Source organism: Micromonospora sp. NPDC049060 (assembly GCF_040649055.1).
GTDB lineage: Bacteria > Actinomycetota > Actinomycetes > Mycobacteriales > Micromonosporaceae > Micromonospora > Micromonospora reichwaldensis.
The window spans coordinates 1-24,420 of sequence record NZ_JBEZEV010000071.1 but is presented as its reverse complement, the minus strand read 5'-3'; the positions used below and the strand labels follow the sequence as shown (position 1 = coordinate 24,420).

Below are 24,420 nucleotides of genomic sequence, written 5' to 3'. Positions count from 1 at the left end.
TGAAGGCCGCGTCCTTAGGTTCAGGGAGTCAAGGCAACACACTGGGCTGGAGTTCGATAACCGAGACACTTGCGAGGCCGGTCGTTCAGCCGGGCGGCCAGGGCGTCGAGATCGGCTTGGCTGTGCAGGCCCAGATCGGTGCCCTTCGGTAGGTATTGCCGGATCAGCTTGTTGGTGTTCTCGTTGGTGCCCCGCTGCCATGGGCTGCGCGGTGCGGCGAAGAAAACATCGACTCCGGTGGCCTCGGTGAGCAGCCGGTGGCCGGCGAGTTCCATGCCGCGGTCCCAGGTCAGAGTGCTGAGCTGGCGGGGATCCATCAGCGAGAACGCCTGCTGCAGGGCCGGGATGACAGTTGCGGTGTGGCGGCTGGGCAGCGCGACCATGGTCAGGTAGCGCGACTTGCGGTCGACCAGCGTCGCGACCTGGCTGTTCTTGGCTCCGACGATGAGATCTCCTTCGAGGTGGCCAAGCTCGGTCCGTGCGTCAGCCGCAGCAGGCCGTTCCTCGATCGGCCGTGCGCCAACGATCTGGGAACGCCACTGGCCCTTGACCGTGTTCTTCTTGTTCTTGCGGATGGGACGTCCCGTGCGCAGCTTCGCGCACAGCTCACGCGGGATCACCTTCCACCGGGTCGTGTAGATCGCGCGGTAGATGCTCTCGTGGCTGATCCGCATGAGCTGGTTGTCGGGGTGCACCAGCCGCAGATGTCCCACGATCTGCTCCGGAGACCACTCGGTCTCCAGCAGCTCGATCACCAGCTGACGCAGCACCAGGTTGTCCTGCAAGGCGGACGGTTTCGGGCGACGCGCCTGCTCCTGAGCGCGTTGCTCAGCGGCGAACGCACGGTATTTCAGCCGGCCGCCGTTGCGGGCGACCTCACGGCTCACGGTGGACGGCGCACGGCCGATGGACACGGCGATCGAACGCATGGAGGCGCCAGCCTCGAGACCGCGAGAGATCGATTCCCGGTCTCCAGGGGTCAACCCATCCGCCCGACGCACCCGCTCGGCCGGCGCGATGCCGCCGTGGTGCTTCAATACCGTGAAGACCGATCCTGGCGGCTTGCCGAGTGCTCGAGAGATCACGCTGATGGACTCACCGGCACGCCAGCGCCGCCACAAGTCTTCTTTCATCGCGTCCGACATTCCCGGCCGACCCATCCGAGCCACGATCCACCCATCCACCAGCAGCGTTGCGTTGATCGTTTGAATCTAAGGAGGCGGCTTTCAGGATCTCGTTGGCCCGCTTCAGCTCGGCGTTCTCCCGCCGCAGCCGGCGCAGCCCCTCCAGCTCGGAGGTCGTGGGCCGGTCGTCGCGCTGGCCTCGGTCGGCTTCGTCCTGGCGGATCCAGTTCCGCAACGCCTCGTGATGCACCCCGAGTTGCCGCGCCAGTTGGCGGATCACGGGCTTCGAATCCGACTCCCGATACAAACGCACCGCACGTTCACGCAGCTCATCGGGGTACTTCTTCGGTGCTGCCACGGATGACGCCCTTCAGCTCCATCAGAGCATGATCGAAAGCCTCCGAGCTACCGGGGGAACCTCACGTCGTGGGCCTGTTCGACGTCATGCGAGCGCCAGGTGCGTCGTACACGTGGCATTCAACTGGGTCGTCAAGTACTTCTTCAACGACCGGCGACTTCGCGATCGACCTGGAAGGTCGAGGTCTGCTGAGCATTTCAGCACACGATTTGCGATGGCCTAACTTGACGATCCGCTGAGGGCATCCGATCATCGGTCGGGTGGCCTCTTCCCCGTACACGCTTGAGGGTGCACGCGAGATCCTGTCCGGACCAGACGGCAAGTGGCTCAAAGCGTTGGACGCGCTGCTTGGCACCGGCATCCTGGCCACCGGTCCCTTCGGGCTGGCAGCCTGGGGCTGGGTTGATCAGAAGAACGAGCTGATCAAGCTCCTAGGTGAGGTCACCGCGGCCGGGCGCGAGCGCCTTAGCGGCAAACGCACTCCCGAACGCTACGACGTGCTCGCGGCGACCCACACGGCCCTGACGTACGGAGCGTTCTTCGCGGCGTTTCGTGAGATGGTAGGGCCGGTTTGCGATGAAATCGGACTCACCGAAGACGACAAGCGACGCCTCATCGACGGTGCGCAGCCGGAACTCGCGCAGGACGGTCTGCGGCGCGGCCTTGTGAGCACCCCAATTGGGCTGCCATGGGCCGGCTGCGGATTCCGAGCCAACCGCGACGAGGTGGTGCAGCCGTTCTACCAGACCTTGACCTTGCGCTGCGTTGGCTTCCTGCAGAACTTCGAGGTTTGGCGTCGGATTGATTCAGTGCGAGCCACTGACCCACTGGTGCAGGACATCGTTGGCCGAGCGGTACGCCGTTACGAGGTGGAGTACAAGTTGCTCGCCGCTGAGGTGCCCGAGTTCGGGATCTGGGCGGCGCTGGGCGAGAGCCACGTGACTCAGGACGCGGTCCAGCGTGCTGGTGAGTCGTTGAGTCGCCTCGAGGAACTGATGATGTCGCTCTCCGGGCAGGCCGAGCGCGTCCGGAACCGGATCCGGGAAGTCAACGCTGCCGTCAACCGAGCCATGCTCGCCGAGCCGTTGGTAGCCACCGACTCCTCCGACGATTTAGCAGAGCTTCAGATCCCGATCGTGCGGGACGGCTACCTCACGCCGACGTTCCGGTGGAAGGTCATGGATGAGGAGTCCCGACCGGCAGACGACAACTGGTGGGCGCGCGCGGAGCAGGGGAGTGATCTGGACACCTTCCTGGCGGCGTACTTCTCGTCCCCACAAAGCCACGACCGGCCACTCGTGGTCTTGGGCCTACCCGGGGCCGGAAAGAGCATGTTCACAAAGGTATGTGCAGCGCGTTTGTCCGGATGTGAAGCGTATGCGGTCGCGCGGGTGCCGCTGCGCCAGGTGTCGGACCCGACCGCTCCCATCCATCAGCAGGTCTCGGGCGTCCTCGACAAGGCGACCAACGGGCGCGTCTCATGGACCGAGCTGAGCGAGGCCGCTGCGGACGCAACGCGAGTGCTGCTGATCGATGGCTTGGACGAGTTCATGCAGGCCTCGGGACATGCCGAGTCGAACTATCTGCACAACGTCGCCGAGTTCCAGCGCGTCGAGCGGATTGCAGGCCATCCTGTATCGGTCGTCGTCACTTCACGGACCCTGGTCGCCGACCTCGCCCGGATCCCTACCGGTTCCCTAATCGTTAAACTAGACAACTTCAGCCCCGAGCAGGTGCGGACCTGCCTCGATATCTGGAGCCAAACCAATCTAGGACGACAGTCGTGCATCCCGTCGGCAGACACGATCCTGTCTTATGGCGAGATCGCTCAACAGCCGTTGTTGCTGCTGCTGCTGATTCTATACGGTGCCACCAACCCCCTCCCCCGCGTGGAGGAGGAATCAACACCAGCGCAAATCTACGGCGATATCCTTCTTCGGTTCATCAAGCGCGAGTTGTTAAAGTCGCCGGATGTCGACCCTGCGGATCTGCGCGAGGAACAGACGCAGGCCGAACTCTGGCGCTTGGGAATAGCCGCTTTCGGCATGTTCAACCGCGGTCGGCATTACATCGAGGAACACCTTCTTCTAGCGGACCTCGAAGCGCTTGACCAGGCAACGCATCAGCGGCGGGTGCAGCGGCGGGGAACGGCACTCACGGCGGCGAGACAGTTACTGGGCAAGTTCTTCTTCATGCACTCCGCAGAGGCGGACGAGGGTCTCGAAGGCCGAAGCTACGAGTTTCTGCATGCCACCTTCAGCGAATACCTAATCGCCAGTCTGACTCTGAACGAGCTAGTCGATCTCTGGAGATCGAGGAATCGGCCGTCGTCGCAGAATTGGGACGACGACCGTCTCTACGCGCTGTTGTCGCACCAGTTGATCAGCATCGGCGGTGCGGCAATTCTGCCGTTCGTCGCGCAATTACATGAGGCCCTACCCGAGCCGATTGGTCAGGGTGTTCGGCAGATCCTTCGGATCCTTCTGGCGCAGTCTGAAGGCAGGTGGGACAGCGGGCGATTCGCCGCATACTCTCCTTCGGAGGAGTCGTCGCTTCAGCGTTTCGCCACCTACACGGCGAATCTCGTAATGTTGCTGCTCCAGGTTGAGACAGGACCCGTAAAACTGGACTCCATCGCGCCGACTGAGAAAGACCCGACAGGCTGGTGGGCCAAGATGACCCAGGTATGGCAAGCATGCGTACCAGATTTCGACCTCACCGAAATCCAGCCCTTGTTTGAAGAAATCGCTGTCACGCGATCTGAAGGAGAGTTTCATCAGCCATCAGTGCACGCCCTTTGGCTGACGTTCGACCGGGCCCATGCAATGTTTCTCAATGCCGGACTCGGAGTTTTCGGGGAGAATTATGTCATTGACAGCAAGGACCCCGAAGTGGCATTCGCGGGGTACGCGGCACGTGCGTTCACGGATCCGGACAGCGCCTCGGCCGTTTCCGCCACCGCGATTGAAATCGTTCGGAGCCTACAGAACTCCAATACCCACCTTTTCGCGCCCTCCCTTCTGGCGGCATATGTCGCACGCAATCCAGAACGCTTTGCCGCAACCGATGTCCGATTATTGATGGACGCTGCAGGGGATAGCGAGCACCGCCCCGTCGACACATGGCCGTATTCGCTTCTGGTGGGACAGTACCCCCATCTGACGAGCGACAGAGAGCTCCATAACCACCTGATGAACAGCCATGCCGCTCGCACATGCGTCGCCCCACTATTGGCCGGCATGCTAATCTGGGATGATAATCGCATTCAGGTACGTAGAATCTTCGACAGCCTTCCCCGGGATCTTCGCCTCAGAATCGAAGAGTGCGGCGCGGCGCTTGCCCCGCTCCGCCAGTCGGTGGATGGGCGAAGACTCGTGCTGGTGGCAGCCGAGCTCCTTCTCCCCCTGCTGAAAGACGCCGACCTCGTCTCGATCTGGAAGGAGATGGGAATGCCGCTCAAATTTTTCCGCCGCCGCATTCCAGCAGACGACGCAGAGTGAGCAGTAGGATCGGCCCACCGAATGCGATTGGGCGAATTGGACACGCAATGCCGGAAACACAAAGAGGGCTCTAACGGCAAGGTTGAGTGGCTTCAATTCGACTTGCCAGGAGGGCACGGTGTTCCGGCCGTCGATGTTCCTCACCCTCACCCTCGGCTCCTACTGGCGGGTGCACTCCGACGGCACGCCAGTCGACCCGGACAGCTACGACTACCGGCGCGCTGCCTGGGACGCGGTGCACTTCCCTCGGCTGCTCGACCGGTTCTGGCAGAACCTTCGCCGGGCGGTCGGCTGGAACGTCCAATACGCGGGCGCCGTCGAACCGCAACGGCGGTTAGTACTCCAACGTCATTTGGCCTGTCTGTGCTGGTAGTGGGCTCGTCGGGCTCGGGCTTGGGATGTTCGTCGCCAGATCGACCAGTGCAGGGTGTGCGTGGGTGGGAGCGTCAGGGCGAGGACGAAGGCGTTGAGGAGTCGGCGGATTTCGGCGACGGTCAGCGCGATGATCTCCGGGTCGGTGTCGGGCTGCTGGGCGGCGAGGATGGTCAGGACGGCCAGGGCGAGCATGGCCAGGGTGACGTGGCGGTGCCAGCTGGTCCAGCCGCGGACCTGGTAGTGGTCCAGGCCGACCTGGCCTTTGCCGGTCTGGAATAGCTCCTCGATGCTCCAACGGGAACCGGCGACGGTCACGAGGGTGTGCAGCGGCACTGGGCGGGGCGACCAGCACAGGTAGAAGGCCAGCTCGCCGGTGGTGCGGTTGCGGCGGATGAGCAGCCACCGATGCTCACCGGGGCTGGTGGCGGTGGTGATCCATGCCCACAGGTAGTCGCGGGGTCCTTTCGCTCCCGGGCCGCAGCTGTGCTGCTGCCACTCCCGGCTTGGGATCCGGTCGGCGAGGTCGTCGACGCGGACCAGGGTGCGACCGTCGTTGACGTGCACACGTCGGTCGCAGCCGACGGCCAGGACGTAGCCGATCCCGCGGTGTTCGAGGTCAGCGCGCAGGCCGGGATCGGCGCCGTAGACCTCGTCGCCGGTCACCCACCCAAACGGGACTCCGGCATCCAGCGCGGCGGCGATCATCTGCCGGGCGAGGGCAGGCTTCGTGGCGAACCCGACCTGGTCGGGGACGCCGGCGGCGAGGCGGTTGGGCTGCTGACACCAGGTCGTCTCGGGTAGGTAGAGCCGACGGTCGATCATCGCCCGCCCCTCGGGCGACACGTAGGCCAGGAACACCCCGACCTAGCTGTTCTCAACACGTCCGGCGGTGCCGGTGTACTGCCGCTGGACCCCGACCGAGGATAAGCCCTTCTTCAGGTAGCCGGTCTCGTCGCAGACCAGCACCGCGTCGGGGTGCCCGAGCTGTTCGATCAGCCAGGCCCGAACGTCGTCGCGGACGCCATCGGCGTCCCACACCGCCGTGCGCAGCAGCCGCTGCATCGCCGTGGATCTTCGTGTCCCGCCCGTTCCGCAAGCGACCAGCAGGTCTTGCGTTCCACGCCCGACAGCAGCCCTTCCACGAACTGCCCGGCGGTCCGACGGGGCTCCGCCCGCACGAACCGGTCAGCGACACGCGTCACCGCCTCGTCCAGGATGACCCGCCATCCGGCGGGGTCTACGCTGTAGCACGCGGCCACCGCACGATCTTCGGTTGTCCTCACAAACCATCGATGATCAACGCGGTGGCCGTCTTCATGCCCGTGCCACGCACAACGCCGAAGCCAAGTGACGTTGGAGTATTAGCCTCGCCTGCCGGATGCCTCGGCCACCATGGCTTGCTCGGGAGCTAGTGGAACTGGCTCATCTGGCGAACCGCCCGTTCCAGCTGCTCCACCAGGTGCGGCAAGGTCTCAGCGGCTTGAGCAGCAGCACGGGCACTGCGCTCGAAGCTGCCTGCCTCGAAAATCTCGGCAGCATACGCGGCAGCGCGAGCGCTGCGATCGAAGGTGTCCGTGCCAAGCACTTCGGCCGCGTAGGCAAGAGATCGTGCGGTCTGGCCGCTCATACCGTCCCCAGCCGCCGACATGGTCGCGATGATGCCTTTCAGCTCCGTGACGGTTTCGGAGCTTGCTACGCCGGTTTCCTCCAACCGCTTGGTGACGGCCTCAAGCCGCTCCAACGGAGGTTCGGCGAGTTCCGTCAGCACCTTGCCGAGCGTTTCGGCATCGGGCACACGCAACCTGGCGAGCACCGCGCCCGCTTCGCCCTCGTGGCGAGTCTTCCAGGACTTCAGCACCTCGGGCGTGTACCGGCTTTCGTCACCGTCTACCTCCTCGTGATGCGCAAGGCAGAGCAGAAGCAGGTTGGCAAACGAGTCGCGTTTCTCCGCTGGCATGTCTCCCTGGAAACGGGCGGCCTTCGGCTTCACGCCGTAGATGTGGGCCACCTGCGAGTTCTTCTGATAAACACCCGGCCGCACCTCCAGCACTACTGGCATGGGGCAGTTCGGGGCGTAGCACTGGCCGTTGCTGACAGTCCAGAGAGCGGCCAGCATCGCCGGAGGGAGGTTCTTTCGCTCGCCAGCGCCCTCAGCGCGAAGCTTGGGTGTCGTCGTCACTACGACACGATGTCACCGACGTGCGACAGTAAGCTACGACCTCAGGCGGGAGCGGAGTGTCCAGCAGCCGACACTCTTATCCTAGGACGCTCTGCAGGTTGTGCTTCTCCTCAACGGTGCAGTCCGGATGGGGCGGCAGGGCGGGTCTTTGACCATTCGCCGTAACGGACCCGGTAACGGCGATGGCCTGCCGGGGGAGGAGTGACCAACATGGAATGGCATTAGGGCGTGATGCATGATGCTGTTCTGTCCGGCTTTGCGGATGTATCGAGTTGTTCTGGCATGGCGTGACAGAATCGTTGTGAAACTGGGGGTCAAGGGGTCGTCGGTTCGAATCCGGCCGTCCCGACCGGTTGACCTGGGGAGATGAAGATCTTCTCCGGTAACGGCGGTAACATCCGGTAACGGATGATCTTTGTTGGCGGTAACGGCACGGACCGTCGGCCGCCAGGCTCCTGGCTGTAGAACACTCTGACCTGCCGCTTCATCCGCATCCCGGATGAAGCGGCATTGTGGTCTCTTGATTCCGCGTCAAGCGCTGTAGATGCTGCGTCGCTACGTCGAGCGGTTCGACGGGCCCGCGGGTGGGGACAAGCGAGGTTCCCCGGTCTCTCAAACATCCCGGGTCGGTTCAGATCGACTCGAGGGCCTGTTGGACAAGCCGCGATGGGTGGCCGGGATGTGCAATCCACGGCCACCCGAGGTGCGTCCCTGACGGGAGGGTGGCTACGCGAGCGCGTGAAGGTGTCGCCAGCTTCGGGCCACCACCGGTTCTGGCGTCCACCGCCCATCGACGTCGCTCTGATCGATTACGTCGAGGAGCTGCAGGATCCGGGCGGTGCGTTCCGGGTCGGATCCCGTCACCGCGCACAGTTCGACCAGTTCCTCGGACGTGACGGGGCCGGCATAGTCGATCAGGCCCTGGAACGCATCGCCCGCGTCGGAGTCGGTTCGCAGTCCCGTCGCTTCGACGAAATCGGCGGCCCCTTCGACAGCTGACAGGTATGCGGTGACCTGGGCGCACACCTTGCGGGTGCTGGTGTGCTCACGGGCTTTGTCGGCGGCCAGGTCCAGCAGCAACGGCCAGCCGCCGGTTGCGGCCATGAGTTCAGCCTGGCTGGTCGCGTCGGTGAACGCCTTCATGAGTTCGTTGTCCGACAGCCACCCTCGCAGGCCGATGTCGGTGGCCCTGCGTAGGGTGATCATGTCGTCGTTGCTTACGGCGAAGCTGGGGCCGGTCAACACGTCGAGAACACCGGGGGCGTTGACGTCGACGAGAACTGCCACTGTGCGGGTCGCGCCAGCGGTGGGCTGGATCTGCATCGCTTTGACGACGGTGTCGACGAGGGTGTCGGATTTCGCGGTGAGCAGTTGACTCAGGACGACGTGGTGCCGGCCTCCGGCCTCACCGCTGCGCAGCGCCTTCCCGTACGTCTGAGGGCTGGTCGTCACCGACAGGTCGAACCGCGCACCGAATCCTCTTCGGGAGTGCTCCAGCAGGTCACGCACCCGGTTGACACCGGTGGCGTGGGTGCCGGCGATCACCCGTACGGCGCTGCCGGAGGTCCGGCTGACGATTCGAGACAGCTGCTGCTCGGTGCACGGGGAGATGAGCCCGTCATCCAGGTGACCGCGTGCCTCTTCGGTGGACAGCTTCGTTACCGTGGTCCGCCACTGCGAGCTGCAGAGCTCTTCCCAGATCTCGTTGGTCGAGCCGAGTAGCCGCAGCACGTTCGTTGAACGCAGCCGCCACCGGGTGCCGGCGGTGACGGCCAGGACGCCGAGGTCGCGCATCTCGTCCAGCAGGGACCGGAACTCGCCGGGGCCCTGTCCGGCGAACCCGGCCGGCCACCAGCCCTGGCACTCCTCACGCAGCTGCGAGGTCGTCATGGTGTAGTCGGCGCCGTGCTCGAGCGCGGCGTACGCGACGACCAAGGCGATGAGTTTGTACCGCGAGTCCAGGTCGAGGGTGAGGCGGACGGTCTGCCGGACCCGCTGCTGCAGGGACTCGGAGCCGAGGACGTGGTCGAGCAACTGCTCGTCAATGGAGTAGTAGGGGCCGTTGCGGCGTCGTGCCAGCGCTGACGAGACGAGGGCCTTGCCGACCAGTTGCAGCAGCTTCGGTTGGTAGTTGCAGTAGGCGAGGATCCGGTGGATCAGCTCGTCGGACTCGAACCGGATCCCGAGGGCTTCCATGGGAGTGAACAGCAGCTGGTACGCCGGTTCCGGGCTGAGCGGGCCGATCGCGATCTGCTCGCCGAGGTGGGCGCCGGCCAGCGGCTGGTTCGGCAGGTGAGCGAACCGTTGCACCTGGTGGAGGCCGGCGAACACCGGCTTGCACCGGCGGCCGGTCTCGTCGCGCAGGTTACGCAGGTGCGTGACGTGCTCGAAACCGAGTTCGGCGTCAGCGTCGAAGAATCCGTCGCATTCGTCGATGAGCAGCAGCATCCGCCGGGTCGGGTTCTCACCCAGCCAGGCGGCGATCGCGGTGGTGACGTTCTTGATCGGGTCGCGAGTTTTACGCGGCGGGACGATCTTGAGTTCGGTCAGCTTCTCGGACAGTTTGTCCCACAGCGTCAGCGGGTTGACCTTGGTGCCGATGACGTTGTGCAGAGTCACGTAGATCGGCTGGTGCTCCGGAACTCGGGCGAACGCGCGAGCGGCGTCCTGCAACAGCGCCGTCTTGCCGAGCTGCCGGCCGCCGTAGAGCAGGTTCGCGCCGTTCGGGTCGATGATGTCGCTGCGTTCGGAACGGCGGCCGAAGAACATCTCCGACGGCAGTGCCGCCAGCCCGTCCGGGGCGTACGGGTTGGTCGCCGCGAACGGCAGCAGGGTCCGTGCGGTGGCCATGAACTGGCCGCTGCCGTGCATCGCCAGGTGCAGCATGGCGATGTCGTCGATGACGATGACCGGCTTTTCTCCCCGCTGCGCGCACATCAGTGCCAACTCGGTGCGCTGGTCGGCGGTCATCGCGGCGAACAGCAGCACGATGACCGGGTGGTCGGTGCCGGGGTCCTGGGTGATCCAGCCGAACATAGCTCGCACGTCTGGCTCTCCCCAGCAGAGCATGATGCGCTGACGTTCCCCGGCGGACGGGCTGAACTGCGGCACGCCGGGTGTCTCTCCGATGCGGCGTACCCCGGTCAGGTCCCACCAGGCGCGGCGGGAGCTGGCCGTCAGTTCTCGCAGCGGCTGCATGCTGGCGAACTCGATACCGGCCAGCCGTAGTGCTGCCATCAGGGTGCTCTTCTGCACGTTGTTGTGCCGGATGTCGCGCATGTCCAGCCACATCTGCAGCGTGTCTGCGGTGGCCCGCTGCGCGGCGGACAGGCTGTTCACTCCCAGGGACGGGTGCGGATTGCCGTGGCGGACCGCGAGGACCATGCTGGCGGTGATACCGCTGGCCGCCTGGGTGGTGAGTTGCAGGAACCGGTGCAGGTCGTTGGACGGCTCGGCTGTCGGCGGTGCCTCCCCGTGAACTGCGGCGAGCAGGTACTCCTCGGCGGTGGCCAGGTCGCCGGCGTCGATGCGGGCGTAGATCGAGGTCAGCCGGCTCTGCCGGTCGGGGCTGGCCGGGACTTCGTTGTCGGCTCGTTTCCGCAGGGCCTCCTGTGCCTCGTGCAGGTGTTGCGGTAGTCGTGATTGGACGTCGAGCAGCCGGCTGCGGAATTCGCTGAGGTTGTGGTTCTGCGGCGGGCCGCTGATTCGGCTGAGGTTGGCGGCGGCCAGGACGCTGTTGATGGCGGTGCTCGCGTTCTCGTCGAGCTGGCCAAGCCGGCTGGCGCGGGCCACGTCGCTGGACACGTCGCGGTGCAGGGTCGTCAGTTCGTCGAAGGTCTGCGTGGCCGCAGTCGCGAGGCGATCATGCATGTTCCGGGTCTGGGCCGGGTCGGTGACCGCGTCGATGATTAGAGCGGCCGTGACGTAGTCCTCACCGGCCAGCCGCTGCGTGAATCCGTTCTCCCAGCTCGTGTCGAGCGCGGTGTGGATGTCGTCGATGGTGACCGTGCGGGCGGGCACGCCGTCGGCGGTGAACGGCAGTGCCGCGCAGCGCAGCAGGTCCTGGTGAAGGACCAGGTCAGGGTCCCGGTCGGGACCGGTCGGCTTGTGACCGTCGAGCATGCCGACGCTGCTTCGCATGCTCGTCAGGCACGCCTGTGCGGCCTCGGCCTGTAGCATCCACGGCGTTTCTGCGGCTGCCGCAATCAGGTTCTGCAGTTCGTGTTCGGCTGCTGGCCATTGTGCCAGGACGTCGAGGCGCAGCTTGGCCAGGTCGGCGGGCACGGGACCGTGAGCGGCGGCCTGGTTCGCGCGGACCGCATCGACCCAGGCGCGGACGACCGTCACTGAACGGTCTGCCATCTCCTTGAGCTTGCGCCGCTGCTGGCCCTGCAATGGGCGGCTGCTACCGGAGCGCAGCTGGGCGTCTTCTCGGTTGAGCAGGTCGTCGAGGTACTGCCGCTTGGCGAACAGACGCAGCTGCTCGGCGACCGTCTCGATCTCTGAACGGTGGTCGGCGGCGGCAATCGCGAGGATCCGCCCGATGACGCCGTTCGGCGCCCACCACATTTCGACGATCTGGCTGGCCCGGACGAAGTCCAGGCTGCGGGGCCGGTTGATGTCGGATTGGGCGGCCTCGACGGTCATGGCGATGTCGTTGTCGGCACCGGCGATAGGTGCGAGAGCGGCAAGCACGTCAGGGCTGTACAGGCGGCGTTTCGCCGTCGCGGTCCCGATCGTGTCGGTGATCGCGGCCAAGGCCGGAAGCTGGCGCAGGGACTCGGCGATCGTCTGGGCGCTTCGACCGGCTCCGGCGTCGGCGGTGACCAGGCAGGCGCGGACGGTCCCGGCCAGCAGCAGGATCTGTACGGCGGTGTCGGCGGACGCCGGGCTGCCCTGTTCGGCTTCCAGCGCGGTGCGCAGTGCGCCGGCGGTCGGGGAGGTCTCGCTGCGGACGGCGTCGGCGAGGGCCAGGATGCGCAGCGCGTCGGCGCGTCGGCGGTCGCCGCAGGCCGCGGCGGCGTGGTACGCCAAGCTCAGCCGGCCGGCGCCGAGCAGCTGCCGGACGAGGTCGCGTCCTGCAGCATTGTCGGCGGACGTGTCCTGCTCGACAGGTTCGTCCTCGACGGAGGATGTGCCCGCCGCGGTGGGCTTGTACCCAATGACGGGAGTGCCCTCGGTGGCGGGGATGTCAGTGGTGGACGGCATTGGTGTGGCCGCGGCGGCCCGCAGCGTCGGCTGCTGTGGCGTGTCGGGGATGGCCACCGGAGCCGGCGCGGCGGTGGTGACCGGTTCCTGTACGGCCGCGGGGTCTTCGGTAGCCGCTGCCGGTTTGGAGGTGCGCTCGTCCTCGGCTGCGGGGTCCGCAGCAGAGACGGTGCTGTCAGTTATCTGCAGCTGGCCGCCGACAGCAGGCAGCCGGAGGGAGGCGATGTTGTCCGGCAGGTGCTGCTCGACGCTGGCGAGGGCGGCGGGCAGCGCCTGCATATCCTTGGCGGCGGCCGCGCCGATCAGATCCAGCAGTGCCAGCAGCCCGGTGGCGTGATCATGCTGCTGCGGCCCCCATACCGGCGTCTGCTGCAGTTCGGAGGCCAGCGTGACGGCCGAGGCGATCCGGTCACGTTCGCTGTCCGGGCCGGTAAGCTGGGCGATGCTGGCGATTCTTGCCCGCTGACCGTGGAGTTCGCCGATGGCTGACAGCGCAGTGAGCAGGTACTCGACGGTCGTCTCAGTGGGTATGGCCTGGTCCGGTCCGCCGAGCAGGTCACGCAGCTGGTCGGCGGCGTCGATGAACGCGGCAACCGGGTCCAGGTACCGCCGGTGCGGGATCCCGCCGCGGTGAAGGACTTCCGTGAGTGCCGTCGCGGCCTGTTGGGCCTGCGCCTGAAGGTTCAGCAAATCCGCTGCTGCGGCGGCTGGGTCGTGTCCGTTGCCGACTGTGCCGGTGCCGGGTACGCAGACGGGGTTGCCGGTTTCACTGGACACGGTGGCGGGCCCTTCGGCGGTCGGTTCCCTGTCCGGCAGGGGCGGCGCTGTTACGCCGGGTTCGGCGTCACCGTCGCTCTGGTCGTCGACGGCGTCTTCACCGCTTTCCTCGTCATCGTGCAGCTCGTCGACGTCGTGTGGCTCGTCGTCGGGGGCCGGCTGGGCGTGAGCGGCAGCGACCTGCGCCCACACGTTCTCCAGACGGCGGCACGCCGCGGCGATGTTGTCCACGGCCGGCCGCGGCCAGTCCGAGTGGCCTACTGCGGAATCCAAGCCGATCCGCAGCGCAGCCGTCATGCCCCAGGACGTCGGGCCGTGGCAGATCAGAGCCAGCCGCACGGAGTTGATCTGGCTAGGGTCGCCGGTCAGAGTGTCCCGCAGCGCGTTCTCGCGCTGCTGCTCGTCTCCGCCGGCCTTGTGCCACTCGGCGTCGAGACGGTCGGCGACGCGGTGGGTGAGGAAGCGGGCTGCCTTGTCGCGCTTGAGTTTCGGCCATTGCCGAAGCTTTCCCAGTCCCATGCGGGCCGCTGTGGCGGTGGGCCGCCGCGCGGGCGGAACTCCCAGGTCGGTCAGGAAATCGGTCCGGCCGGGTGGAGGCACTTGCCAGACCAGGCTGGCGAACTGCTCGCCGCTGAGGCATCCGAGCGCGGCCCCGATTGGGTCGCCGAGCTCGTCGAGCTCGCCGATTAGTTCTGCGATCGCCTCATCGCGGGCCCCAGCCAGTTCCGGGCTGACGTGGGTGCAATGGTGGGCACAGGTACGCGGGTGCCGGCGCCGGCGGCGTCGTGACGGTGAAGCCATCGCGGAGGGTCTCACTTTCCATGGTTCTTTGCTCGGGTGAGCGGTGGTGCAGGGGTCAGGCAGGGTGGTGATGCGGGTTAACCGCGAGGTGCAGCAGACCGGCGGACTCGCCGGAGCCGCGGAGCTGGCCGCGGACGAACGTGTAACCGGCCGGCAGGGTGGTGTCAGCGTCCGGGCCGTACACCTTCAGGACCCACTCGGCGTAGGCGTTGCGGGCGGCGTCGCTGGCCTGGTGACCCGTCGGCAACAGCCGCAGGAACGGGGGCACCCAGTGCTCGCGGATCCGGCCGGCGAGGATGTCGGCTCGGGCGGTGTGCTGGTGAGCGCCGCGCCGGGCGTTGTCGTCGGGCCACCATACGAACACGTCGGGTCCGCCGCTTGCGGGCTGGTCAGGGCTGCCGGTGCCGGGTTCCTTGGTCAGCTTGCCGGCGTCGACGAGCCGGTCGCAGGTGTAGATGACCTCCCACATCAGCGGTGGAGCGACCAGGTCGGGCCCGAATAGCGCGGCGAGCAGCTGCGGCCCGGTGAGCCGGCGGGCCCCGAACGCGCCGAGCGTGCCGTGGCGCCGCAGCGCGGCGATGATCAGCCCTCGCAGCTGGAGAACCCCGCGGTACCGTTCCGGCGTTCCGGCCGGGAGCGGCGTCTGGTGCTCCGGCGGGGCGGCCGGTTCGGCTGGTGGCTGCTCGGCACCGATCGCTGCGGCGAGTATGGCGGCGTTGGCGTCCCACCGGTATTGGTCGCCGTACGGCAGGGGATGGTCGAGCAGGGTGGTGGTGGCGCTGAACCGGGTGGCGTTACGGGCGATCGCCACGGTGACCTTGATGCCGGGGTAGAAACTCCACGGCCAGCTGATACCGGTCAGGACGGTGCCGTCACGGCTGATCTGCTGGATCTGTTCGATGTCTTGGAGGGGTTCACCGTCGTGGTGCAGTTGCATGATCAGTGGCCCGTCGGCGAGGACGTCCGCCCCCTGCCCAGCTAGAGGCAGTTCGCCTGCGTCCCAGTGACTCTCGCGTAGCGCAATGGTGTACACCACCAGGCTGTCGCGGACGACGACGAGACCGGACAGGTCCTCGCCCTGCTCCTCGGCCGAGGCGTCCGCCTCACCCGGCGTGTCTTGCTCGGCAGCGACGTCCTCCTCGCTGGCGGGAACACCGTGTGCGGCCGGCGGGTCCGACGGTGCGGGCTGTCGACCGCCGGAGGAGGGCCCAGATCCGGGCTGGGCCGGTTCGGGACCGTCCGGGACACCGGGCTGATGGCCGAGGCCGAGCGGGGTACGCGGATCGGTGGCCAGCACCGCCGACGGCACCGGTTCCCGCGCCGAGCGCCACAGGCCACCGGCCTGCCAGACATCGTCGACGCGCAGGTGCACACCGCCGGGCAGGAGACCGTCGGTTGCCGCCGCAGCCAGGTCCGCCGCGACCAGGTTCGTGTGCACGACCACGTCGGCGGCGCCAGCGAGCTCGAGCGGGTCTGCATCGGCTCTGGCGGCATTAATGCGGGAAGCCAGCAGCGGCCACACGCCGGTGTAGCGCGGCTGCGGGCCAGCGCGTCGAAGGGTCGCGATGACGTCGTCGACGTCTGCGGCGCCCAAGCCCGGCCAGCCATCACGGCGGCGCCGTTCGAACCGGTCCTGGTTGATGGTGTACCCGTGCCAGCGGCGCAGCCCACCGGCAGCGTCGAGCAGACGGTCGATGGTGTCAAGCGCCTGGTGTAAGGCGGCGGTGAGGACCTGCTCATCGCCAGGGTCGGTGAGCAGACCTCCGAGCGGTCCGCCGAGCAGCAACGGCCGACCTGGGCCGAGCAGGTGGGCGGCGTACAGGGCCACGTCGTCGCGGCCGCCGGTCCCAACCGGATAGTGCACCGGTCCGGTCAGGTGGCCGCGGGCGTCGAGCACCAATCCGCGGCGGCGCAGCCGGTCCAGCTCGATGTATTCGGCGGTGGTGAGTGGGGCCCCGAACGCCTCGACGTCCAGGATGATCCGTTCGACGCCCGTACGGGCGCCGCCGGGTTCTTCCTGCCCAGGTGGGCCACCGGACAGCGACGCGGGTGCCCATCCGTCGTCATCGACGGCGGGGTCAGCGCCGTAGCGGGCGACGACCTCGGCCAGCAGCGACCGGCGTCCCCCGCGGTCGATGTGAAGGAACGTGCCGACTGGCAGCACGGGCCGCTGCTGCTGTTCCGCGCAGACTTGGACAAACAAATCCGGGGCGAGGACCTCGGCGCGGTAGCCGTGGGTGTCGAGATCGAAGCCGAAATGCAGTGCGTTAAACGCGGTGCAGGTGTGCAGCGGCGCCCGCCGGACCTCGGCGACCCGGGTGAGGAAGCCGATGATCTGGTCCCATAGCCGGCCAGGGACGGCACCGGGACCATGCAGCAGTTCTGGCACGAACAGCGGCTCGTCATGGAACGGGCGCCACACTGTGGTGCCGACCGTGGTCATCGGGCCCCCCTCCCGGCCGCCTGGGCGCGGGCGGCGTCACGTTCGGTGTACCGGCGCAGCCGCCACACCCGGCCGTCACCGGCGATCTCGCCGCAGCCGACCAGGTCGGTGACGGCTTCCTGCACGTGGCTGGCCTGTATCCCGGGGTCGACGCCACGCAGCCGGTGGTACAGCAGCCGCGGCCACAGCGGCCGGCGCCGGCCATCGGCGGCGAGATACGTCTCGTCGCCGTGGAGAACTCGGTGGATCATGCCGACGGTCAAGCCGCGGTAGTTGTCCCACAGCAGCGACCGCACGTACCGCTGGACCGCTTCCCGGTACGGTGCCGCGTCCCGGCGCGCGGCGGGCCGCGGCCGGGGCGTGTTCAACGCGTCGAGCAATGCCGGTGTCGGCGCCGGATCGTCGCTGGTCGACCAGCAGGTGGAGCAGCGGCAGGCCGCGGTGGAGCAGACACCATCGGGCAGCACCACCGCACCGGTCAGGGAGAAGTAGCCGGCGAATCCCGTGTTGGCGCACACACCGGCGTCGTACCAGGCCCGCAGCTCCCGCAGGTCGTCGGTGAGGCGGGCACGGTGACCGGTCATCCGGTGCAGGTAGTCGGCCGGCAGCGTGCCGCTGCCCCGCGCCCCGACCGCGATCAGGGTCCGGTTGTTCCCGGCCTGGGACACGTCGACGACGCCGAGGTCGTGCAGCGTAGCCAGGACGGCCCATGTCTGGGCCGGGTCGTCAGCGACGAGCCGGTACCCCCGAACCTGCTCGGTCAGGGCAGCGTGGACGTCGGACATCCGGTGCCGGCCCGGCGCCGCGCCCGCTAGTGCAGCCACTGCGACGGCAGCGGCGGTGAGGGTGTGGTCGTCGCAGCGGGCCGGATCGTCGAGCGGGGTGATCGTCACCGTCGCGGGAAAGTCTCCGTTGTCGTCGACTGCCCCGGTTTCGGCGAGGACCGCGAGGGCTCGCACGACCGCCGCCCGGTACTGCGACACCGTACCTGGCCGGCGGGCGTCGTCACGAGTCAGCCTGCTGGCGGCCAGGTCGGAGGCTATGCATCCGTCGGCGACCCGGTCGGGGTCCAGGACGCCGCCGGTACGGGCCGCAGTCAGCACCGCCTGCCCGACGGTGCGCAAGGTTGCCGCCGGCAGCCCTTGCGCGGCCATCCACGCGACGGTCCGGAACCCGCGGCTGGAGCCCAACGCCAGCCCGGCCGAGGGTGTGGTCACCTCGCCCGGCGGCCGGCCAGCCTGGTCCCGGCCGGCCCGACCTAGCTGTTGGTACAACGCTGCCAGGTCGGTCGGCGGGGACACCACGAACACGCAGCGGATGTCGCCGCGGTTGACGCCCAGCCCGAACGCACTGGTCGCCACGATCAGCAGCGGGGCGTATCCGTCCTCATGCTTGGTCGGGGCGTCGCGGAACTCGGTGAGCACCGCCGCCTTCTCCGCCTCGGACAACCGGCCGTGGAAGCGGCGGACCCGCTGCGCGCCGTCACCGACGAACTCGCGCAGGTGTGCGTAAACCGCGTCGACCTCCTTGACCGTCAGGCAGTAGAAGATGGCGTGCTCGTTACACGCTGCGGCGATCGCCTCGGTTAGCCCGGCTACCGTGTTCGGGCCAGCCGTTTTCATGGCCCGCCGGTAGATCGCTAGCTCCGGCCGTAGCGGGTCCGCTGCAACTGTCACCAGCACCTCCCCGGGTGCCGGGGTGGCGGGCAGGCCGAACAGGCCCGTCCGTAGCCCTTCCCGGACCGCCCGGTTCGCGGTCGCGGTCACCGCGGTGACCCGCACCCCGTGCCGGGACCGCAACTCGGCGAGCAGCCGGGCGGCGCGGCGGAAGCTGGGCCGGAAGTCGTCGCCCCACTGCACGAACGTGTGCGCCTCGTCAACGGCGACCCGCCGCAGAATTCCAGTCGCGGCGGCGGCGCGCAGCAGCTCCTGGAAGCGGCGGTTCCCGAGCCGTTCCGGAGAGACGTAGACGAGCTTGATGCCGTGATCGCCGGTGCCGGTGAGCTGTTCGGCGACCTCGGTCTTTCCACGCCGGCTGTTTGACTCGGCCATCGGCCCGACCAGGGCCCGGACCGCCCCACCGACGGTGGCGTTCAGTTCGAGGGCTTGGTCGGCCATCAACGCGATCAGCGGCGACACGACCACGGTGACACCCGGCAACGCCAGCGCCGGCAGCTGGAACGTGTACGACTTACCGAACCCGGTCGGCAGCAGCGCCAGCACATCCTTACCGTCAGCGACCGCCTCGATTACCTGCTCCTGCTGTGGCTTCAATGCCAGCGGCGTTTCGGAGAACCGAAGGTAACCACCGATCGAAGCGCACCGGTCGGCCAACAGCCGTCCCAGCGTGCCATCGGCGCGTGCGACGGCCTCCTGCTCAGGAGTCAGCTGCGCCTGCCGGATCTTGCGGGTAGCCGGCAGCAGCGTGTGCTCCGTGAGTGCGTCCGGCTTGCACAGTTCGTCGACCCGATCGGCGGTGACCAAGCCGTTGTTGCCGAGGAATCGCCAGATCCTGGCCCATCCGTCGGCCATCGTCGTCAGATTGCAGCTCGCAGCTTCGCCGGTGTCCGGGTCAGCGACCAGCAAGCCCGGATCGAGGGACTCCAGGAACACCCGCCGGTAGGCACGGCGCAGCGCGGTACGCCCGGCGAGTCTCCGGTCACTGATCACAACCACACCGCGGTGCTTACGCGACCGGATCAGCCGGCCCACCGCCTGCCGCAAATCCATCGCCGCCAGCGGCAGGTAGTACAACTCGGTCGCGACCCGGTCCGGGTCCGCAAGGCCGGCCAGCTCGGCTCGGCGGGCGACAGAGGCCCGCCGAGCGGCGATGACCGGGTCGGCGAATGGCGCGAACGGCAGCTTGTTGATCCACACCAGCGACAGCCGGTCGGCCGGGAAGTCGACGCCCTGCCACATGCCGCGGGTCGCGACGCAGAACCCGCCGGTGTCGGTGAACGCCCGCGCGGCCCGCGCGTTGCCCAGCAACGGCGCCGACGTCACCGGCACCCCGACCGCCTGTTCTTCCAAACGCACGGTTATCGCGGCCGCTGCCTTCGTCGCCGTGGTCAGCACCAGCGCACCACCGGTGAAGGCCTGCTGCTGCGCCGCCTGCGGATCGGGACGAATGACCTCGCGCGCGTAGCCGGCCAGCTGATGCGCCACGGTGCGGATCGCACCGTCGGTTTGTTCGGCCCAGCTCGGGAAATCGGTAAAGCAGACCAGCCGGGCCTGCTCGGCCAAATCGAACGGTCCCGGCAACGTGTGCGCGTCAACGGACGGACCGAGACCAAGCCGTTTGCGGATGTAGTCCCAGCGGCCTGCCACCTGCAGCGTCGCCGACACGTAGAAGATCCGGGCGAACCGCTGCCGAACCTCCAGCCACTGCAGGTCACGGGACAGGTCAATCGGAGCGGACGCGAGCGAAAACCCGTACCGGCGCGCGGAGACGCTGACTCCGGCCAGGTCATGCTCAACCGCGTACACCACCCGGTTACCCAGGTCGGGGCCCGGCAGCGGGAACAGCCCGTCACCGCCGAGGTCCTCCTCGCCGGCGCCGAGGTCCTCCTCGTCAGCGCCGACGGCACCGGCGACCTCACCATCGTCGGCGTCACTGTCCAGCCTGACTGCGGCGCCAGGACCACCTTCGGCTTCCAGATCCCGGTCACTATCTGGGTCGAGGATGCTGCGGGCATCGGCCACGATGCGCCCGGCCGCGTCGGTGAGCTGCGCGACCCGGGCGGCTAGCGACCCGGCCCGTTCCTTCTCCCACCACGACACCGACTGCATCTGCGGTGTCTGCAGATGCGTGACCACCTGCCGGTGCACCTGTTCCGCGACGAGCGCGATGGTGTTCAGCCGCGACAGCAGCTGCCGGGCCGGCCGGTCACCGCCCAGCCCACCGAACGGGCTGGCCAGCGTGGCGGCACGGCTGCCGGGCTCCCCACCCGCGGCGTCGAACACCGCCTGTCCCGCCCGCGGCAGAATCTCCGTGTCGAGGTGCCCCTCCAGCTCGGCGACCGCCGCGTGCAGCCGCGGCGGCACGTCCGTCTGCTCGTCGGCCCAGCGGCGCAGTTCCGCAACGAGATTTTCCAGAAGCCGGTACTCCACGGCCGCGCTGCCAGCGCCGGTAACTGCCTGCTCGAGCGCATGCGCCTCGTCGACGATCAGCAGCGTGCCGTCGTCGAACACGTCCGGCCGGCTCATCAGCAGCGCATGGTTCGCAATCACCAGACGATGCCCGGCCAGCGCCTCAGCCACCGAGTCTGTCATCGCCGCCAGCGGCGAACCTGATCCGCGGGCGTAGTCGTCGCCGTCCTGGCTGACACTGCGCAGCCACGACCCGAGCACCGGCCCGTAGGCTGAGCTGAAGTACTCGGCCAGGAACATCGGCGCGTCCACCGGGTCCGCGCTACGCGCCAGCCACCCCTGCGGTGCGGTGGCCGCGGTGATCAGCCGCCGGGTCAGGTAGACCAGCAGCTCACGGAACCCGGTCTGTGCGACGAACCGGGGTCGCCCGGCCCGGCCCCGGCCCGGCCGGGTCTGCGCAGCGGCGGCAGCGTCGGTGAGCGAAGCGACCAGGGCACGCAACGACAACCGGTTCGCGGCACCCTTGACCAGGTCCGCTGCCTGTTCCAAACCGTCGATTACGCCAGCGAGCCGGTCGATGTCGGCACCCAATTGCGTCTGCAACGCCTTGGTGTACGTCGCGATTACAGCGCGGCGCCGTGGGTCGCCGTCCAGCCACTGCAAAGCGACCGCCAGCACCGCGAAGCTTTTTCCGGTGCCGGTCGGTGCTTCACACAACGCATCCCGGCTGGCGCGGATCTGCCCGGTTAGCAACGCCGCCATCTGCTGCTGCGCTGCCCGCCGCTCCACCGTTCCGGTCGTCGCCGCCTGCGCCAGCGCGTGCGGGTCGACGTCCCCGCCTGGCCCGCGGACGGTGTCCGGCAGCCGCAGTACCGGCCGGAGCCGGCCACGCCGCACCGGCTGATATCCCCCCGTCGCATCGAGGTCGGCCAGGGCATCAGCGAGGACCTGCGCCACCGTCACGTCATCGACGGACGGGCGCGGTATCGGACCGGGCAGTAGCGACGTGAGCAGCTCCCAGGCCACGCTGCCGGCGCCGACCGCGCACAGCAGTTCACGGACGTCGGCGTCCCAGCCCTGCACCGCCACAGCCGCCTGCCGCAGCAGCCGTGCGGTCAGCTCGGCATCGTCGGAAGCGTCATGCCAACTGAGCCCGGACCGGTCGACGCCGACTTCGTCGGCAAGCTCGGCGAGACGATGGGAACCGGCGTGCGGCCAAACCGTGTACGCCAGGTAAAGCGCGTCTACCCGCCGCGGGCCATGCAACAGCGGCTGCCCAGCCAGGGTCGCCGCTTCGTCCAGCATCGTGAAGTCGGCACCGGCGCCGTTGTAGGCGACCAGGACGTCAGCGTCGTCGATGTACCGGCGCAGCTCATCCAGCGCTTGTTCCGGGTCGACCGCGTTCTGCGCGTATTGCTCACGGACGTGAGCCGACCGTAGCTGCTGCTCCCACTGTGGGTCCGAGAGCCTGACCCAGGAGGCGAACGCCGGTTGGTCAGCGCACCATTTCGGGTCAGCGGATAGGCGTACCGCGCCAATCTGGAAGATCCGGCGGTCACCGTGTGGGTGGTCTGCACTGGCCCGGACGACGGCCTCCACGTCAACGATCACGGCGCGTAGCGGACCAGGCCGTCGTCTCGCCGTCGTCGGCTGGTCGGCGGGCGTGGAGTCATTGGCAGCCGAGAGCACACCACCGTGGTCGTGGATCAGACCGGCGGAGATGGCCTTGGACACGACGGTCTGAACGCGGGAAGCCGGCGCGCCGGGCCACCGCTGCTGGGCAGCGGACACCAGGATGCCGCTGTTGCACGGGCCGATCTGCTTCAGTAGCTGCTGAAGCTGCAGCTCGCGCGTACCTGCCTTGCTCGTAAAACCACCCCGTTCAGTCGGTACGGAACCCCAGTTCCTCACCGCCTTTATTGTCGCTCGTGAGGGTGCCGCTACTTGTACCGCCAGGCATCGACAGTTCTTCGTCATGTCGGTTGGAAGCCGCCGCGCTTTAGGCGATTGACATGGGGTGTTCGGTGTGGACCAACATGCCAACTGGGCCCATCAGGGGTTGCGTCCACGGAAGTGGTGTACGACTTGCCCGTGATGGGCGTGTTGGGTAGATAGGAGACGGCCACCGCGCGATCCTTCGAGACGGCTAAGCCCAGTGAAGGAGAGTGATGCGCGATGGCCGCATCTGAGAGTGTGAACCCTGTTGAGCTGCTGTGCGAGCAGATCGCGGGCGCGTCGCCGGATCTGTTGCAGGCGATGATCAAGACGTTCGCGCAGGCGGTGATGTCCGCCGAGGCCGACGCGATCTGCGGTGCTGGTTATGGGCAGCGCAGCGACGAGCGGGTCAACTCCCGCAACGGCTACCGGCCGCGGGAGTGGGACACCCGCGCCGGGACGATCGACCTGGCGATCCCGAAGCTGCGGCAGGGCAGTTACTTCCCGGACTGGCTGCTGACTCACCGGCGGCGGGCCGAACAGGCGTTGGTGTCGGTCGTGGCCACTTCCTACCTGCTCGGGGTGTCGACGCGGCGGGTGGAGAAGCTGGTCGAGCAGCTCGGCATCCGGCAGTTGTCGAAGTCGCAGGTCTCGGAGATGGCAGCGCACCTGGACGTCCAGGTTGAGGCGTTCCGCAACCGGCCCCTCGACGCCGCCCACTACACGTTCGTGTGGATGGACGCGCTCACGATGAAGGTCCGAGAGCACGGCCGCACCGTCAACGTCCACGCGCTGATCGCCGTGGGCGTCAACGCCGACGGCCAGCGTGAGGTGTTGGGCCTGGACGTGGCCTCGGATGAGGACGGCGCCGGCTGGCTGGCGTTCCTGCGCAGCCTGACCGCCCGTGGTCTGACCGGGGTGCGTCTGGTCATCTCCGACGCCCACGCCGGCCTCGTGGCCGCCATCGGCGCGGCTCTGCCCGGGGCATCGTGGCAGCGGTGCCGGACCCACTACCTGCGCAACCTGCTGACGAAGGTGCCCAAATCGGCGCAGCCGTGGATCGCCACCTTGGTGCGCACGATCTTCGACCAGCCCGACGCCGACGCCGTCCGCGCCCAGTTCGACCGGGTCGTGGCCACGATCGAGGCGAAGTTCCCGGCCGCCGCCGAACACCTCGACGCCGCCCGCGACGATCTCCTGGCGTTCACCGGCTTTCCCCGCGAGATCTGGCGCCAGATCTGGTCGAACAACCCGCAGGAACGGCTGAACAAGGAGATCCGCCGCCGCACCGACGTCGTCGGGATCTTCCCCAACCGGCCGTCGATCATCCGCCTCGTCGGCGCCGTCCTGGCCGAGCAGACCGACGAGTGGACCGAAGGCCGCCGCTACATGGGCCTGGAACTCCTCGCCAAAGCCCGCATGGTCACGATCGACACCAGCCAACACGACACCGACCAGACCGACCCCACCCCGATCGCCGCATAACATCAAACCGGATCCCGCGATGGCCGTCTCCTACACCACCAGCGCGGACGCGGGGACTGCGTAGATTTCCGTGTTTGACCTGGGTGTGGTCCGTTGGACAGGACGTCGATCCTGTCCGGGAAGGACCACGTCATGGCAGACAAGAAG

Annotated in this window: 8 protein-coding genes and 2 pseudogenes; 3 read left to right on the top strand and 7 right to left on the bottom strand. The window is 67.7% G+C overall.

All coding sequences use genetic code 11. The annotated features are described in order from the left end of the window. Positions 1-20: 20 nt before the first annotated feature. Together AB0B83_RS22505 and AB0B83_RS22500 are read right to left on the bottom strand one after the other, a co-directional pair. Positions 21-1,145 (bottom strand): IS30 family transposase, encoded by a 1,125-nt coding sequence (locus AB0B83_RS22505; RefSeq protein ID WP_357579820.1) that lies wholly within the window; start codon positions 1,143-1,145, stop codon positions 21-23. Further along, the gene (locus AB0B83_RS22500) at positions 1,096-1,482 is read right to left on the bottom strand and encodes a transposase (RefSeq protein ID WP_357579819.1); all 387 of its coding nucleotides are present in this window, start codon (positions 1,480-1,482) and stop codon (positions 1,096-1,098) included. Before AB0B83_RS22500 ends, AB0B83_RS22505 begins: the two co-directional genes overlap by 50 nt. A gap of 260 nt (positions 1,483-1,742) precedes the next feature. Between AB0B83_RS22500 and AB0B83_RS22495 the strand changes: the two genes are divergently transcribed. Beyond that, positions 1,743-4,982 carry a hypothetical protein gene (locus AB0B83_RS22495; RefSeq protein ID WP_357579818.1) on the top strand — a complete coding sequence of 1,080 codons (3,240 nt, stop codon included), beginning with the start codon at positions 1,743-1,745 and terminating at the stop codon, positions 4,980-4,982. 109 nt (positions 4,983-5,091) lie between these two features. Further along, positions 5,092-5,319 (top strand): annotated as a pseudogene (locus AB0B83_RS22490) (replication initiator); the annotation flags it as partial. An 11-nt stretch (positions 5,320-5,330) separates the two neighbouring features. Here the strand turns inward: AB0B83_RS22490 and AB0B83_RS22485 are convergent. The 5 genes and pseudogenes from AB0B83_RS22485 to AB0B83_RS22465 form a co-directional block, all read right to left on the bottom strand. Then, positions 5,331-6,559: pseudogene (locus tag AB0B83_RS22485) on the bottom strand (IS701 family transposase). Positions 6,560-6,765: 206 nt separating this feature from the next. After that, entirely contained in the window at positions 6,766-7,536 is a 771-nt protein-coding gene (locus AB0B83_RS22480; protein WP_357579817.1) for a hypothetical protein, read from the bottom strand. Between the two features lie 726 nt (positions 7,537-8,262). Continuing rightward, entirely contained in the window at positions 8,263-14,322 is a 6,060-nt protein-coding gene (locus tag AB0B83_RS22475; protein ID WP_357579816.1) for a hypothetical protein, read from the bottom strand. A 55-nt stretch (positions 14,323-14,377) separates the two neighbouring features. Continuing rightward, positions 14,378-16,765: a hypothetical protein gene (locus AB0B83_RS22470; protein ID WP_357579815.1), complete on the bottom strand. Its 2,388-nt coding sequence runs from the start codon at positions 16,763-16,765 to the stop codon at positions 14,378-14,380. After that, complete coding sequence (locus tag AB0B83_RS22465; protein WP_357579814.1) at positions 16,762-22,764, bottom strand: DEAD/DEAH box helicase; 6,003 nt, start codon at positions 22,762-22,764, stop codon at positions 16,762-16,764. The genes AB0B83_RS22470 and AB0B83_RS22465 overlap by 4 nt, the downstream gene beginning before the upstream one ends. A gap of 264 nt (positions 22,765-23,028) precedes the next feature. On the opposite strand from AB0B83_RS22465, the gene AB0B83_RS22460 reads away from it, so the two are divergent. Next, positions 23,029-24,273 carry an IS256 family transposase gene (locus AB0B83_RS22460; protein ID WP_101409309.1) on the top strand — a complete coding sequence of 415 codons (1,245 nt, stop codon included), beginning with the start codon at positions 23,029-23,031 and terminating at the stop codon, positions 24,271-24,273. Positions 24,274-24,420: the final 147 nt, after the last annotated feature.

Coding starts and splice junctions, on each gene's coding strand:
- AB0B83_RS22505 (WP_357579820.1), bottom strand. CDS start 1,145: ATGTCGGACGCGATGAAAGAAGACTTGTGGCGGCGCTGGCGTGCCGGT.
- AB0B83_RS22475 (WP_357579816.1), bottom strand. CDS start 14,322: ATGGCTTCACCGTCACGACGCCGCCGGCGCCGGCACCCGCGTACCTGT.
- AB0B83_RS22470 (WP_357579815.1), bottom strand. CDS start 16,765: ATGACCACGGTCGGCACCACAGTGTGGCGCCCGTTCCATGACGAGCCG.
- AB0B83_RS22460 (WP_101409309.1), top strand. CDS start 23,029: ATGGCCGCATCTGAGAGTGTGAACCCTGTTGAGCTGCTGTGCGAGCAG.